Source organism: uncultured Sphingomonas sp. (assembly GCF_964244265.1).
Taxonomy (GTDB): domain Bacteria; phylum Pseudomonadota; class Alphaproteobacteria; order Sphingomonadales; family Sphingomonadaceae; genus Sphingomonas.
The window spans coordinates 82,872-98,210 of sequence record NZ_CAXTHV010000003.1; the positions used below are offsets into that span (position 1 = coordinate 82,872).

Annotated in this window: 14 protein-coding genes; 5 read left to right on the forward strand and 9 right to left on the reverse strand. The window is 63.0% G+C overall.

Features of this window, described 5'->3' with window-relative positions; genetic code table 11:
- Positions 1 to 17 precede the first annotated feature (17 nt).
- From ACFE7K_RS02100 to ACFE7K_RS02110, 3 genes are all read right to left on the reverse strand, one after another.
- Positions 18 to 710, reverse strand: coding sequence for a polysaccharide biosynthesis/export family protein (locus tag ACFE7K_RS02100; RefSeq protein ID WP_375396496.1), 693 nt, complete (start codon positions 708 to 710; stop codon positions 18 to 20).
- Between the two features lie 100 nt (positions 711 to 810).
- The gene (locus tag ACFE7K_RS02105) at positions 811 to 2,094 is read right to left on the reverse strand and encodes an O-antigen ligase family protein (RefSeq protein ID WP_375396497.1); all 1,284 of its coding nucleotides are present in this window, start codon (positions 2,092 to 2,094) and stop codon (positions 811 to 813) included.
- Between the two features lie 160 nt (positions 2,095 to 2,254).
- Positions 2,255 to 2,719, reverse strand: a complete 465-nt coding sequence (locus ACFE7K_RS02110; protein ID WP_375396498.1) for a dihydrofolate reductase — start codon at positions 2,717 to 2,719, stop codon at positions 2,255 to 2,257.
- A 428-nt stretch (positions 2,720 to 3,147) separates the two neighbouring features.
- On the opposite strand from ACFE7K_RS02110, the gene ACFE7K_RS02115 reads away from it, so the two are divergent.
- From ACFE7K_RS02115 to ACFE7K_RS02125, 3 genes are all read left to right on the forward strand, one after another.
- Positions 3,148 to 4,557: a sugar transferase gene (locus ACFE7K_RS02115; protein WP_375396499.1), complete on the forward strand. Its 1,410-nt coding sequence runs from the start codon at positions 3,148 to 3,150 to the stop codon at positions 4,555 to 4,557.
- Between the two features lie 173 nt (positions 4,558 to 4,730).
- Positions 4,731 to 5,732, forward strand: coding sequence for an exosortase V (xrtV, locus tag ACFE7K_RS02120; protein WP_375396500.1), 1,002 nt, complete (start codon positions 4,731 to 4,733; stop codon positions 5,730 to 5,732).
- Positions 5,729 to 6,418: an exosortase C-terminal domain/associated protein EpsI gene (locus ACFE7K_RS02125; protein WP_375396501.1), complete on the forward strand. Its 690-nt coding sequence runs from the start codon at positions 5,729 to 5,731 to the stop codon at positions 6,416 to 6,418. The genes xrtV and ACFE7K_RS02125 overlap by 4 nt, the downstream gene beginning before the upstream one ends.
- Here ACFE7K_RS02125 and ACFE7K_RS02130 read toward each other — a convergent pair.
- On the reverse strand, positions 6,415 to 6,663 hold the full coding sequence (locus ACFE7K_RS02130) for an XrtV sorting system accessory protein (protein ID WP_375396502.1): 249 nt from the start codon (positions 6,661 to 6,663) through the stop codon (positions 6,415 to 6,417). The genes ACFE7K_RS02125 and ACFE7K_RS02130 overlap by 4 nt on opposite strands.
- A 457-nt stretch (positions 6,664 to 7,120) precedes the next feature.
- Positions 7,121 to 7,771, reverse strand: coding sequence for a PEPxxWA-CTERM sorting domain-containing protein (locus ACFE7K_RS02135; protein WP_375396503.1), 651 nt, complete (start codon positions 7,769 to 7,771; stop codon positions 7,121 to 7,123).
- A 650-nt stretch (positions 7,772 to 8,421) separates the two neighbouring features.
- On the opposite strand from ACFE7K_RS02135, the gene ACFE7K_RS02140 reads away from it, so the two are divergent.
- Entirely contained in the window at positions 8,422 to 9,102 is a 681-nt protein-coding gene (locus ACFE7K_RS02140) for a sugar transferase (protein WP_375396504.1), read from the forward strand.
- 101 nt (positions 9,103 to 9,203) lie between these two features.
- Here the strand turns inward: ACFE7K_RS02140 and ACFE7K_RS02145 are convergent, their stop codons facing one another.
- The 3 genes from ACFE7K_RS02145 to ACFE7K_RS02155 all read right to left on the reverse strand — a co-directional run bounded on the left by ACFE7K_RS02145 (position 9,204) and on the right by ACFE7K_RS02155 (position 11,617).
- Positions 9,204 to 9,956 carry a metallophosphoesterase family protein gene (locus tag ACFE7K_RS02145; RefSeq protein ID WP_375396505.1) on the reverse strand — a complete coding sequence of 251 codons (753 nt, stop codon included), beginning with the start codon at positions 9,954 to 9,956 and terminating at the stop codon, positions 9,204 to 9,206.
- A gap of 50 nt (positions 9,957 to 10,006) precedes the next feature.
- Positions 10,007 to 10,183, reverse strand: a complete 177-nt coding sequence (locus ACFE7K_RS02150; protein ID WP_375396506.1) for a hypothetical protein — start codon at positions 10,181 to 10,183, stop codon at positions 10,007 to 10,009.
- Positions 10,184 to 10,384: 201 nt separating this feature from the next.
- Complete coding sequence (locus ACFE7K_RS02155) at positions 10,385 to 11,617, reverse strand: hypothetical protein (protein WP_375396507.1); 1,233 nt, start codon at positions 11,615 to 11,617, stop codon at positions 10,385 to 10,387.
- Between the two features lie 157 nt (positions 11,618 to 11,774).
- On the opposite strand from ACFE7K_RS02155, the gene ACFE7K_RS02160 reads away from it, so the two are divergent.
- Positions 11,775 to 13,970 (forward strand): GumC family protein, encoded by a 2,196-nt coding sequence (locus ACFE7K_RS02160; RefSeq protein WP_375396508.1) that lies wholly within the window; start codon positions 11,775 to 11,777, stop codon positions 13,968 to 13,970.
- Between the two features lie 79 nt (positions 13,971 to 14,049).
- Here the strand turns inward: ACFE7K_RS02160 and ACFE7K_RS02165 are convergent, their stop codons facing one another.
- A complete protein-coding gene (locus ACFE7K_RS02165) occupies positions 14,050 to 15,264 on the reverse strand; it encodes an outer membrane beta-barrel protein (protein WP_375396509.1) in 1,215 nt (404 codons plus the stop codon).
- Positions 15,265 to 15,339: the final 75 nt, after the last annotated feature.

Sequence of the window (15,339 nt, forward strand, 5' to 3'; positions counted from 1 at the left end):
CGAGGGGTCCTTGGAATCTAGCGCAGTGCGACGAACAAGCCGGCCAAGCCGGGCAGCGACGTCAGCAGGTCGCGATAGCGTCGCGTAGCGGCAGAATAGCCGACCACGACGACATCCCCTTGCTTGATCTCTGGATCGAGAAAGCGGGCCTGACGAACATCCCTTAGATCGAAGCGGGCCGCATATCGCTTGCCGCTAAAGGAGCGGAAGATCACGACCTCGCTTAGCTTGGCGTATTCGGTCGCTCCTTCTCCCAGCGCAATCGCCTGCATGAGAGTGAGGCGGCCCGGAATATTGTAGATACCCGGTTTCTTGACCTCACCGTCGACCGTGACCGTCAGGTTCTTCGAATCGACTACCGACACCGACACCGAAGCGTTGCGCAGATAGCGCTGGTCCAGCCGGCGCTTGATGTCCAAAGCCAGCTCATTGGTCGTCTTGCCCTGCGCGGGAACCTCGCCGATCAGCGGCAGCGAGACAGAACCGCTCAGCCCCACGGGCAGTTCGCCGCTCAGATCCTCTTCGCCGAAGACCACGACCTTCAGTTGATCCAGCGGGCCGATGCGGTAATCCGGCAACACGACGAATGCGGTCTGATCGTTCGGCGCCTGCACCGGAAACGACGATTCACCGACAGGAAGATCGCTTACCCGATCCGCACAGCCGGCGCACAGGAGCGTTACGAGAAAGCCGAGTAGCAACGAACGCAAAGTAAGGGCTCCGTAGACGCTAGATGAACGGACGCGCACGTCCGCAACAGCACGGGCATTAGACGGCTTGAAGCGGGGCAGCAAGACGGGGGTATTGCGCTCACTTCAGGCTTTCCCCGCGCTCGCCTGGCGCGCGCCACAGCATGGCCAGCGAGAAGGCAAAGATCGCCAGCATGGCGGGGCGTCGCAAAGGATAATCGACGATACTGTGCAGAGCGATCGCGACAACAATGATCAGGCCTGCCCAGCGCTGCTGCGCATCATATCCCGGCATTCGGCGTGCCGTCCATGCCGATTGCACGACCGCTGCTCCGATCAGGCCCAGCGCGCAGACGCCGGCAATACCATATTCGATGACCAATTCGACATAATCGTTATGGACATGGTTCACGATCGTCGGCTTGACCCATTCGAGCCGTTCGGTGGTAATGAAAAGATCGTAGAATGCGCCGCCCCCCGCCCCTGTCACCCAATATTCCCTGAGCAGGGGGAGGCTCTGGGCGACGAACCGCCAGCGGTAATCATTGCCGACATTGCCGAATCGTTCCATCACCGTCTCGAACACGGACGAGTTCATAACAGCCGCCGCCAGCGCGGTCACGACCAGTCCGATGGCGGCGCGGTGCCAGGCCTTCGCCTTGCGCGTCATCAGAAGCGCGATGGCCAGAGAAACCATAACGCCGATTGCCAAGCCGGCGCGGCTCGCCGTTGCGACGATCGCAACGATCGCAACGCCCCAATAGGCAAAGAACAGTATCTGAAACAGCGACGCATTGTCTCGGGTCCGCCCGAACGACAATGCCCGCCACGCCAGCGGCAGGGACGCGCTGATCGCCAGGGCCATATGGTTCTTGTTGGAGAAGAACCCGATCAGCGAACCGGCGTCACACTTTTCGAAGAAGCGCGGAAAGTCGCCGCGCGTCGTCACCTGTACGACGCCAATCACGATGCTGAGCGCAATCAGTGCCAGCAGCAGGACCGATACGCGTTGGAAAGAGCGCCCATCCATTACCGTCAGCGCCATGACAAGCGCAACGAATCCTCCGGTCATTACAACGACGTAAGTCGTATCCACCAACGCCAGGCTGATCGGCTGCCATGTCTGGTCGAGGCCTGCCAATGCCAGGACATCGATCCGTAACGCTTGGCCGGGCAGTGCGTGCCAGATCGCCGGGGGTAGCGGGATGATCTGGACCAGGGGTATCGCGATGACGAGCAGCAGGCCGGCGGTCGCCGGCCACGACAAGGGTGGATGCCGCGTGAGAAGCAGGGGGGTTGCTGCCACAAAGGTGGTTGTCGCCACCATCAGCAACAGTGTCGCAATGCCGAAACTGGGATTGCCGCCGCCCAACAGGTACAGCACCGCCGCGTAGAACGCCGTCATGATCTCCAGTCCGGACGCTGGGTGCGGCGTTCTGCGCTGTCGCATGACTTCAATCATCTCGGTCGCTTATCATGAGGATGCGGCGGCGGAACCCCTTTCCTACTCGGAAAATAGATCAGGTCGCGCCGAATTTTCCGGGACCGCCTTTCCGTGATCGTGGTCAGCGCTCCAGCGTGACGAAGCTGTAGGCCGGCCGGTCCCCCTCGGCCGGGTAATCCTCACGCGCGACCTCGCGCCAGCCGACAAAGCGCGGGACGACGACATCGCCCGCGGGTGCTGCATGGATCTCGGTCAGCTCGATCCGGCGGGCGCGATCGGCAAACAGCGCGAACACCGCGGCGCCACCGATTACCGCCGCATTCTCGCCGGCCAGCGCCAGCGCCTCCACCGCCGACCGCGCCACCTCGGCTCCGGATCCGTGCCATGCCGGGTCGCGCGTCAGCACGACGTGCCGTCGGCCGGGCAAAGGGGCCGGAAAGCTCTCAAAGGTCTTGCGCCCCATGATCATCGCACGCCCCATCGTCCGGGCCTTGAACCGCTTGAGGTCGGCGGGCAGGTGCCAGGGCAAAGCGCCATCTCGGCCGATCACGCCGTTGTCGGCGCGCGCGACGTACAGCGTGATCATGCGGCCCGCGTGCTTGCGGCCGAGCGGGTTGAGCGGACGTCGGGCAATGGCCACGCACCTTGTCGACAGCGCCCGACATCCATCGAGCGTAGACTGCAGCCTACCGCCCATGGATCGGCTCGCCAAGCACAGGCTATCAGCCGGTTCCATGCTGCGATGCAACTTAGCCAGATTTTGCCACGCCCGGACGCATATTATCGCGTGATTGCTTTTCTGCTGAGGTCTTTTTGCTGCAGTCGCGTGGATAGCGACGAGCCCGGTCGGGATCGATTGCATGAGACATATGACCGCTCTATCGGACGAGGTGACGCGCGCGGGTATCGCCACGCTTGTCGGTGAGGACATGCTGGCCGGGACGGGTCGGGGGGCCATGTGACATATTGCTACGAGCGCATTTGTTTGGATATCAGCGGCAGGGAAAGTCGCCGATGACGGCGGCCGACCTCGACATGCGGGAAACCCTGGCGTCGGCGCAGCCCATTGCCGAAAACCGCACCTTGCGGGGCATCCATCGTTCCCGCCTCGTCAGGATAATGGTTTACGTGGCGCTGATCCTGGCGGACATCATAGTGATCGGCCTGACCCCCTTCACTTTGGCGACGCTGTTGTCCGACGGCCTGCGCCCGGAGGACGCGATACTTACCGTCCTGACGATGCCGGTCTTTGTCATCGTTACCTTCTACACCCGCAGCTATACCTTTCCGGCAATGCATTCCCTCCAGGCCGCTGGGATGCGGGTGGTCCATGCCTGGTTGGTGACGCTGGCGATCGTCCTGCTCATCGTCTTCAGCAGCAAGCAGAGCGAGGCATTCTCGCGCAGCATTTTCCTGCTTAGCGCATGCGTGGCACTGCCGATCATGATCTGGATCCGGATCGCGGCGGTCCGTTTCGTGCGATCGCGTCTCAGCCGGCAATTTGTCTGCGGCCTGTTCATCGAGGACGACGTGATCGCCGAGGTTCCCGCTTTGTTTGACGGGGTCCGCGCCGACAGCTTCGGGCTGAAGCCCGACGCCTATGATCCGATCAGCCTGCACAATTTCTCGTGCCTGTCAGCGGCCTATGACAATGTCATCGTCGCCTGCCCCGCCGACCGCCGCCAGCAATGGGCGCTCTATCTGCAGGCGGTCGGGTGCAATGGCGAACTGCTGATCCCCGAACTCGCCGGACTGGCGGTAAGCAAGGGGCTGGCCCGCCACAACGTGCCCACCGTCCAGGTTTCCGTCGGCAAGCTCGATTTGTTCAACCGCATGCTCAAGCGGATGCTGGATCTGGCGATCACCGTGCCGCTGGTCGTCATTCTCAGCCCGGTGATGCTGGCCGTCGCGGTCGCGATCAGGATGGACAGCCGCGGGCCCGTGCTGTTTCGCCAACAGCGCATGGGGCGCAGTAACCGCCTGTTCGACGTGATGAAGTTCCGCAGCATGCGGCACGAAAAGGCCGACCGGGCCGGCGATCGTTCGGCGTCGCGCGGCGATGACCGGATAACCCGCGTCGGCCGCCTGATCCGCGCCACCAGCATCGACGAGCTGCCCCAGTTGTTCAACGTCCTGCGTGGCGACATGGCGCTGGTCGGACCACGACCGCATGCTCTGGGGTCGCGCGCGGGCGAGGATCTGTTCTGGCACGTCGACCATCGCTATTGGTTGCGCCACTCGATCAAGCCGGGAATTACCGGCCTGGCCCAGGTACGCGGTTATCGCGGGGCAACCGATCATCGTGAAGACCTCAGCAACCGATTGCGCAGCGATCTCGAATATGTCGCGGAATGGTCGATCTTCCGCGACCTGCTGATCCTGATCCGTACTACCGGGGTCGTGATCCACAACAAGGCTTATTGACGGTCCCGGCCGCGCCGCTCGACAGGGGTTCGCCAGCCAATTGCATCCGGACGAGGCACACCGGCCGTGGTTCATGGGTCATACACGTTTCGCGGGTACGGATCAGGCGCAAGACCATTGAAAGAGTGACGTAGATCGGGACAATGCGCCGACGCCACGACTTGTCGGGAGGGGTGGCTGGCCGTAAAGCCGCCCATGGCGTGCGGGTGCGATTTTTTCGAACGGCTGCGGCAAGGCGTTTTCAATCATCGGAACATGTTGGAATGTCAGTTCAAGCCGGATCAACGTTGATGCCGCAGAAAGAGGCCAGCCCCTTCCGGTGGAAGGCCGGCTGGGCGCTTTTACCGCTCTTCATCGGCATCGTAGCGCTGGTCATCCCGACGATGAACGGCATTGCGGCGGTCTCTTGGGCGACCGAGCAAGGCGCGCATGGCCCCATCGTTCTGGCGATTGCAATCTGGCTGTTCGTCCGGCGCTGGCCAAAAATCCGCGCCGCTGCCCGTCCGGGATCCCCGTGGCTTGGCGGCTTGGTTCTGGTGGCCTTGCTCCTTGCCTATATCATGCTCAGGATCGTCGGCAGCATCGTGCTGGAAAGTGCTGCGCTCTACGGCATCCTGGTTACCACCTTGTACCTGCTTGTCGGGTTCAGCGGCATGCGCCAGGCATGGTTTCCGATCGTCTATTTCCTGTTCGTGCTGCCGCCCCCGGGCAGCCTGGTGGCGGTGGCGACCCAGCCGCTCCGGCTCCAGATCTCGGCGCTCGCAGTCTCGTTGTTGAGCGGGATCGGCCTGCCCGTCGCGCAGTCGGGACTGCTCATCTATATCGGCCAATATTCGCTGGAGGTGAAGGCGGCCTGCGGCGGCCTGAACTCGATGATCAGCCTGAGCGCGATCGGTCTGTTTTATGCCTATATCCGGCATAGCGCCAACGCCGTCTACATGGCCGTCCTGTTCTGCGCGATCCTTGCCATGGCTATCCTGGCCAATTTCGTCAGGGTGCTGCTGCTGGTGCTGATTACTTATTATTTGGGCAACGACGCTGCCCAGGGCTTCCTGCATCAATTTGCCGGCATGACGATGTTCGTCGTCGCGCTGTCGGGCACCATCGCCTTTGATGCGATTCTCGAACGACTTTGGCCCACCCAGGGCACCCATCAAATATTGGCGACGGCATGACGGAGAGAACCTTCACCATTGCCCGGCGTAACTTCCTGATCGGTGGCGCGATGATGCTGACCGCGGCGGGCGCCTTTGCCGCCAAGCCGCGTCGGTCCGAAAACCGTCTGGTCAACGCCAAGCTCAGCGACCTTATAGCGCGGCAGGTCGGGCCCTGGCGCATCACGACGCCGGCCGGCATTGTCGTCGCCAATGACGAAGAGCCTACCAATACCGAAGGGTATGACCAGCTGCTCACCCGGACCTACCGGGCCGACAACCTGCCGACGATCATGCTGCTCATCGCCTTTGGCAGCACGCAGGGCGGCAGCATGCAGTTGCACCGCCCCGAGACCTGTTATCCGGGACAGGGCTTCAAACTTGCCCAGTTCAAGGAAACCGCCTTCCCGTTCGTTTCCGGCACCCCGGTCAACGCGCGCTGGTTCACCGCGCAGCGGGACGATCGTATCGAGCGGCTGGTCTATTGGACGCGGATCGGCCACAGCTTTCCGCGCAACACCGCCGAGGAATATCACGCGATCATCACCAGCGTCCTGACCGGAATCGTCCCGGACGGCATTCTCGTGCGGCTCTCGACGATCGGCGTGAACAACGAAGAAGCGGACGCGGCGCTGACCCGCTTCGCCCAGGAGATGATCGCGACCGCGCGACCATTGGGGCGGCAGATCGTGCTGGGAACGCCCTAGCGGAGCGGAAACTTCGGAAAGGGCTTCAAGACATAGGTGATGAAGGCCAGGTTCGCGACAATGAGCCCGACCGCAATCAGCGGATACCCCTTATTGCCGGCATAATTGGCGACCGCGCAGCCGCACGCCGCGATCAGATACTGCCACAGATGGTCCTTGTGTTCGGTCGGTTCTATCGACCGTTGCAGGAACAATACTATCAGGCCCGCGAAGATGGCGAGCGTGAGAATGTCGAAGATGCCCATGCGATCCTCCAATGATTGAACGTCATGGCCGTAGGGCCTGGCCAGATCGGATACCATGTACGGGCGAACTCTCTAGGAACCCTTAGCCCGTGTCCTGATGCGCGACCAGCCCGAGGAGCGGGCATTGCGCCGTAGCGCCAGCCGCGCGTGACGACATGACCGCAAGGACCAGCATGCCCCATCTCTCCGGCAGGACCAGTCCATCATCTGCATTGCCGGGACGGGCGAACCGATATGCGGTATCATCGCCGGGTTGAGCATGCCATCGGGCCGAATACAGGCCGGCCGCAAACCAGACCGAAGATCATGGCCCGGGTTCGTTCTCAGGGCGCGTTGCCGATCGATCGATATAGCCGCAAAATGCTGCGCCATTCCGCCAACCGCTCGCCTCCTGCTCGATAACGAAAAAAAAGGGCGCCACCTTTCGGTGACGCCCTTCTTCAACAAGGTATCGCAATCAGGCGAAAGCGATCTGACCCTTGCGACGGCTGTAGCGGAGCTGCGCGCCCGCCAGACCGAAGCCGAGGATCATGAGCGCCCAGGTCGCGGGCTCAGGTGCCGCAGCCGCGATGTCGTCGATTTCAAACGCCGCCTGCGTCGATCCGAAGATCGCGCTTACGATCGCCGAGCCACCGCCGGTATCGTAGCTCACCCGGCCGGTCTGCTGCGGGGTGTAGGTCTGGGTCCCACCGGTCGTCAAACCGCTCAGGCCGATGATCTGCTGGCCCTGGTACAGCACGGAGGTGCCGTCCTTGAAATTCAGCGTCAGCGAGTTGTAGGTGTCGAGCGTTCCGAACACGAACGAGAAGAACTGAACGCCAGCCGAACCAAAGCTGACCGTAAAGGTCCCGTTCTGCACGGCGAGGTATCCGTCGCCATTATTGTCGGGATTGACCGCGCCGGGGACAGTCCCGGTCTGGGTGGTCACGGTGCCCGAAGCGGTTTCCGTAACGGTGCCCGCCGACGGCGATGCGATCACCTTGGGGTTCGGCGTGAACGCCGCACCAGCCACGGCACCGTTGAACGTCTCGAAAATGCCCGCGGTCGTCGACGGGGGCAGCGTGTAGACACCGTTGGTGTAGATGATGGTGGGCGTCGGCGCCGCCATCGCCGGCGCCAGGGGCGCCGCCGCTAGAATCGCCGCTACAATATATTTCCGCATTGCGTGTTCCCCTTAAGCATGGTCGCCGTCGACGCCCGGATGGCGTCGACGGACCCTAGTACAACAAACATTCCATTTGTTCCGACTCAGCCAATAACCGATTCTTAACGCTGGTGTCCAGCTTCTTCCGCACCGCGGCATAGGCAGAATCCCAAATTGGATCAGAAATGGCCGAGGTGCAACAAGAGGGTCACGTTTAAGCCGATAAGGGACCTCATCAAGGCGAACGCTCCGCGATGGCGATGTGCGACTAAGCAAATCACGGAAGAATGAACCCTTGTAGAAGCATGTGCAGCATGAGGCGCACTCGTCATCGCGCGGGCCGAAAAGTGGTTTGATCTGGGATAAGGTCGCTACCCAAGGAAACTGCAATCACGATTTACCGGACGAATCGGGCAATCGAACTGGGTTTTGCAACCGTGCGTGCCAAAACTGGCCATGAACGGGACAAAACGCGGCAGGCGACCGGGAATCGCCATTGCCCGACTCGGCAAGAAGTGAGATGGTATGCTGCGTCGCAATAAAATTGTAGCGCGAGTTCGGCGATCATTGGGGATTGCGAAGTGTTTAAGACATTTCCCGTAGCATGGACGGACGTGGCTACTCCCGCTTATGTCCCTCCCCGTGCCGAAACGCGCGCATCCGGCCCCACGCATGACGCGTCGGAGAGTGGGGAGCGGCTTTCGCGCGCCCTCGACATCTGCATCGCGCTGCTTGCCATCGCCTTCTTTGCCCCCCTGATGCTCGTCGTCGCGCTGGCGGTGAGCTGGTCCGGCGGGCCGGTTTTTTTCCGGCAGTCGCGGATCGGGCGTGGCGGGATACCGTTCACCTGCTTGAAATTCCGTACGATGCACGTCGATGGCGACGAGATGCTGGCCCGCCTGCTCGCCGAAAACCCGCTGGCGCTCAGCGAGTGGGAACGTGACCGCAAGCTGGTGTGCGATCCCCGCGTGACCGCCGTGGGGGCGATCCTGCGCAAGACCAGCCTCGATGAACTGCCGCAACTCTTCAACGTCCTGCGGGGGTCCATGAGCATTGTCGGACCGCGCCCGATCGTCGATGCCGAAGTGCTTCGCTATGGTCGCTATTTCGACGCTTATTGCCGCGTACGCCCCGGCATTACCGGCCTGTGGCAGATCAGCGGCCGCAGCGGGACCAGTTATCGCCGGCGCGTGGCCTGCGATGTCACCTATGTCCGGTCGAAATCGGCCTATCGCGACGTGCAGATCATCATGAAGACGATCCCCGCGGTCTGCCTGGCACGCGGCGCTTATTGACTGTTGCTTCGGGCGGGAGGTCGACCAGGTTCTGTGCCGTCCGGGTTGCCGGGGCAGCGGATTTGCCGGGTGGTGGAGTTCAATCCCGAACGGCGGCTGGTTTAGCCGTTGCTGGTGATGACCTCGATCCGGTCGTCCTCGATCATGACTGCCGATAGCTTTCCGGTCCGGTAGGCGCCGGTATCCACGCCGATGCGGTTGGGCATGATCTGCACGCCGTCCTCATGTATCGTGTGACCGTGGACGATGACCGCGCCGTGATCGGCGTCGCTGGCGATGAAGTCGTCGGTGATCCACAACCGGCTGGCATCGCTCTGCTCGTCCAGGGGAACGCCCGGCTGTATCCCGGCATGGACGAAATAATAGCGGCCAAACGACGCATGGGTCGGCAGGTCGCGCAGCCACCGGCGAATCGACGGCGGGATCTCGGCGCGGGCCCGGCGGAGTATCTGGAGCGTGTCGGCCTGATCGATGTCGTCGACATCGACGCCGAAACTGGCCAGCGTTTCCAGGCCGCCATGAGCCAGCCACAGGTCCAGCGCATCGTGATCGCCGGCCAGCGCATCGACCATCGCCGCCTCGTGATTGCCCTTCAGGACGATCAGATTGCTTTCTTTTCTCAGGCGCATCAACAGCGTGACGATCGCGGCCGATGCCGGCCCGCGATCGATGAAGTCGCCCAGGATGATGATCCGCGTGGGCCTTTGATCGCGGGTCAGTACGTCGTCCTTGATATGGTCGATGATCTGTTCGAACAGGTCGGCACGACCATGAATATCGCCGATTGCGTACAGGCGCGGCATCGTCGCCGGCGTGTCGGCACGACGCAGGCGGTTGAGGAAGGTGAACGCCATGGCGCGACTCTAAAGCGATCCAGGATCGCTGTCGCCTTCCACCTGAAGGTTCAGAACGTGGCGATCACCGCCGCGGTCGCGAGGCCGACAAGGGCCCAGGCGGCAAGGCCGAGATAGAAGATCGTGGCGAACCGCGCCGGCCTGCTCCACTCGGTGGCGCCTGGCGTCCCCGGCATCGCGACGCGGCGAAGCAATTCCTGATGCATCGGATGCAACGGGTTGGTCATGTCGCCTCGGTCGGGCGATGATCCGGCGCGGGCATTCTGCCCTTGAAGCTTCATCTTACGCTGCGCGACCACGGGACACCTCGTCGTTCGGTCCTTCCGTGATTGCCGGACAAAGGTTGAGCCGGGCTTATGTGACGGGGTTTAGAGCGCCTTAAGGATGATCGACCGATACCGCGCGACGGACCGGCGGGACACCGGCGATCAGTCGTGCTTCAACGCGAAATAAACCATGCTCAGCAGGCCCAGTGCGAAGACGCTGATCGACAGGCCCACGGCGAGATGGACGATGATGGCGGCGCGATCGATGCGGCGGACGCGATGCCGGGCCCGCGGAAATTCCGCCTCCACGGCCATCGCCGTCGCCAGCGCGGTTCGCCTGCGCTCGCCGACGATCCGCCGGCCGATCAGATACCAATATGCCACCGCGATTACGATCGCCGCGCCGCCGGCTGCGGCGACGTTCACGATGAAATTCTGGCGGCTCGGCCCGATCTGGGTCGCGGCCTGCTGCAACGGAAAGCTGACGAGGAACATCGCGACCAGATAAGGTTCGATTCGATTCCACAGCCACGCGAGCGGAGGACGCCGCAATTCCAGATAGACGCACAGATAGGTGGACGCCGCCACTTCCAGGATACGGAAAACGGCCGAGCCCAGCCAAATCGGGTCGCCAATCGCGGCAAGCATCAGCATCGCCACAGCCGCCACCATCGCCAGCCGCCAGTCGATCGGCACCAGCCGGCGCCCGCGGAACAGGCCGATGCCGAACAGCGCGCCCAGCATCGCGCTCAATCCATCACCCGCCAGAAACAGCGCGGCGGGATCGCGATTGTCGCCGGGCGGCCGGGCAATCGCCTGCACCAGCAACGCGGTCGTGACGATCACCAGAGCCAGGATGACCGGAAAAGCCTTCGCCCACCGCCGCCGGCCGTCGACACAAATCGCGGCCGTAACGACGACAAAAACCGGGGCGACCCAGACGTTCTGGTTGACGACCTGCGTCAGGTCGTTGAACTCGAACACCCCGGGCAGCGTGAATTGCGGAAGGCCGACCAGATTGAGCAGATAGGCATAGGTAGCGGGATCGCCGAAATAGTTGCCGGTGCCTCGATTGGTCGCCAGCGGCCCCAATACCGCCATCGCGGCAATCACCGCGGCCGCATAGATGGGAATCGAAAGCCTGAACTGGTCGGCGGCGAACGCCCGCCACGCCATGGTCCCGCGGCTCTCGGCGGCCGAAAAACCCAACGAAGCGGCGAGCATGCAGATGCATAACGACGGGAGCGCCCAGACCGGGCCCGCCTGCAGCAACGGGAAGCTGTCGCTTACCTCGATACTCTGCAGGACGATGAGGATCAGCACCAGTGCCAGACGGAGCAGCGCGGTCGCCGTCAGCCCCTGCCGCCGATTGAGCGCCTTTCCTAGCGAATACAAGACATCACTCCACGAACCGATGGCGCCCCGTAAGCCAATTAGCCGGACGATAGCCTCGAAAAAGCATCCGCAGGTCGTTTTTTGTAAGCGATGGTAATCAATGCGCGCTAGACGTTGCGGCAGCCGAGCTCGGATTGACGATGGAAACGAACCCTAGATGACAGTACCTGCCGAACCATTGCTGCAGCCCCAGCCGTATGACGTGCCGGAGACCGTGGAACCGGAGCCGGTGGAAACCGCCATCGGCAACAGCTCGCTGCTCCCTGATCCGCGGCGGCTGCTGGTCGTCTTCTGGCGACGCCTCTGGATTTTCCTGGGCCTGTTCCTGATGATCGCGGGATCGGCGATTGCCTATGCTCAGCTCGCGCCGCGCATGTACATGTCTTCGGCAACCCTGCTGATCGAACCGCGTCGGGGCGATCCCGTTCAGCCCGGCGGCGAGGGCGCGGGCGACCAGGCGCAGACGTCGGACTTCATCGATACCCAGATCCTGGCATTTGACGCGCCGCAACTCTCCGCGCGGGTCGCCATTGCGCTCGGCCTGGTCGACGATTTGCCGCCGTCGCTCGACGCCCCCTTGTCGCCGCAACAGCGTAACCAGATCACCGCCGCCGCCTCCCGCGCGCGATCGCTGATCGCGGTCCGTCGCGTCGGGCAGACGTCGCTGCTGGAGATATCCGCGACCACCGAAACCCCGTCGCAATCCGCGCGTGTCGCCAACGAATATGTGAAGCAGTATCTGGCAAGCATCGGCGCCGCCAAGGATGCCGCCGAACGGCAGATGAACGGTCAGATCGACAGTCGCCTGAAACAATTGCAGCAGGAAGCCCAAACCGCCGACGCCGCGCTCCAACGGTACAAGATCGCCAACGGGCTGATGAGTTCCGAAGGCGCGACGATGGCCGAGCAGGAGGCCTCGACGCTCAACCAGCAGGTCCAGGTGGCACGCGCCGAACTGGCCCAGCGCCAGGGCCGGCTCGCGGCGGCACGCGCACAGCTGCGCAGCGGCGGGGGCGGCAGCGACGTCGCGTCGGCGCTCAGTTCTGGCACTGTCGGCGCCCTGCGCCAGCAGGAAGCCGACAGCAGCCGCAACCTTGCCCAGCTCCGCACGCGCTACGGCCCCCGTCATCCGTCCGTCGCGCAGGAGGAGCAGCGCCTCGCCGACATCCAGCGCCAGATCCAGCTCGAGATCAATCGCATTCTTTCCAGCCTGGAGGCGGAGGTCAGCGTCGCGGCATCGGGGCTGTCGTCGCTAGAACAAAGCCAGTCGTCGGCGCGGTCCAGGCTGGCCGGCAATGCCTCCGCGCAGGTCGGCTTCCTTGAGCTTCAGCGCAAGGCCGAAGCCGCGCGCATCGTGTACGAGGCTTTTCTCAATAAATCGCGCGGCACTGCCGCCCGCGACGGCATTGAACAGCCGATCGCCTCGTTGTCGTCGGCGGCGCTGCCAAATCCCACGCCATCCTCGCCCAAGGTCAAGCTGCTTTACCTAATTGGCCTGCTAACCGGTCTGGTGACCGGCCTGGCCGGGGTCGCGGTCGCCGAGTTTCTCGACAGCGGAATCAAGAGCAAGTCGGATGTCGAGCGCCGGTTGGGTGCACGCTACATGGGCACGGTGCCCGATGTCGAATCGACGCTTGACGGGCTTCGCAGCACCGAGCCGCCCGAGGACTATATCATCTCGCATCCGCTCTCGACCTTCGCCGAGGCGCTGCGCAACCTCCGCGCGTCGATCACGCTGCGGGGGAATCGCCGGCCCAAGGTGCTGGCGGTGACGTCGGCGCTGCCCCGCGAAGGCAAGACGACGACCGCGGTTTGCCTGGCGCGAACGCTGGCAATGTCCGGCGCCTCGACCGTGCTCGTCGATTGCGACATCCGCCGTCATTCGGCGAGCGACATCCTGCTGGATGGACGCGAGGGCAAGCTGCTCGATGTCCTGGCGAGCCGGGTCACGCTTGACGAAGGTCTGTTGCCGGATAATGCCACCGACCTGATCGTGCTCGGGACGCATCGCTCGCCGGACGATGGCCGCGACCTGCTCGCCCCGCAAATCGTCTCCAAGCTGCTCGCGGAGCTGCGCGGGCGGTTCGACTTCGTAGTGATCGACACCGCTCCCGTGCTCGGCATCGCCGACGCTCGCTCGGTCGCGAGCCTGGCGGATGCCGTCGTCCTGCTGGCGCGCTGGCGTGGAACGTCGCTGCGCGCGGTAGACACTGCGCTCGACCTGCTGATCGGCGCGCAGGCCAAGGTCTACGGCGTAGCGCTGACCATGGTCGACATCCGCAAGTTCGGCAGCACCGGACAGGAGGACGTCTACGGCTATCACAAGAAGTTCAAAGGCTATTACGTCAACTGACGATCCCGATCGACCCGGCGCGCTTTGATACCCAGGATCATAAGTCCGGGGACGAACGGTTCAGGTCTAGAGCACGATGCTAGAAGTTGACGCGCACACCGACATTACCGCTCGTCGCCTGGTATCGAAGGAAGTTGCTGTCGGAAGTCCGGCCCGAATGGCGCAGGCCGGCAGTAACCGAAAAGCGGCGATCGATCAGGTAACGCGCGCCGATGCCCACGGTATATTCGTCACCGCCGACACCAATGCCGTTCGGCCGAAAACTGCCGTACCCGATATCTCCCGAAAGGATGACGTAGCGGTAAAGTTCGTGATCTACCGAAAGTCGGAAGTCGCTGCGCGTATTGCCCGCAATCAGGGGGGAGCTTGTATCCTCGATCGAGCGGCTCGCACGGAATCGGATCGACGTTAGCGGTGTGATATTCCACAACACGTCACCGCTGAACGACAGGCCGCCAAAGTCGTTCAGCGTAGGATCGATATAGCGGCGGCTGATATAGCCGACCTGCAGCGAGCCGAAGATCAGCTTCGACAGTTCCAGCGTCACGCCCCCCTGGAGGTTGAACCCGGACGAGTCGCGATTGATGTTGACGCCCGGGACATAGCCCGGACGGCCGGGCCGCACGTCGTAGCGCTCATCATCATACTGGCCGCTGACGATAAGGCCGATGCCGTTACGGAGATCGTATCTGGCGCTGCCGCCGGCAGTAACGCTGCGGACGTCGCGATAATCCTGGTCGACCACCACGCCGTTTGGAAAGCGGGTGTCATCATAATCGACCCGGCTAACTCCCGCCGAAAGGCCGAGCACCAGATCGTTGAAGCTGTGCGAGGCCCCCACGCCGACACGGTAGATACCGAACCGTACCGGCTCTGCCGATCCCTGAAAACTGCCTAGGCTCGACCGGCTCTCGACATAGCGCGCGCCGGACAAGTCCAGCGTGAACTGGGTGGAGCGCATCGGCTCGTAGGCGCTGCTGACCGAGGCACCGAATTGCGTCGCGTTTTCCCCGGAGAGCTTGGCGTTCACGCTCTGGCTGACAAAGGCCCGCGCCTCTACCCGATCGCGCGCCCAATTGCTCTTCAGGTATAATTCGGGTCGGACGACGAAAAAGACGTCGCTGCGGCGATTGGTATCCGTCGCAAGGTAATTGTCCGTCGCTTCGCCGGTGGCGGTGACCGAGGGATATAACGTAAAAGCGCCGATCCGCGATCCGATGGCGTCATAATCCGGGCGTGAACGATCCCCAACTCCCTGGCCAGTCGGCACCGATTGCGCATGGGCCGGTACCATGGCCAGGCCGCAAACGGCCGCTCCGACATATGTCAGCGTCTTGATTTTCAACGAAACTGCCCTCCCCGCTGGGAC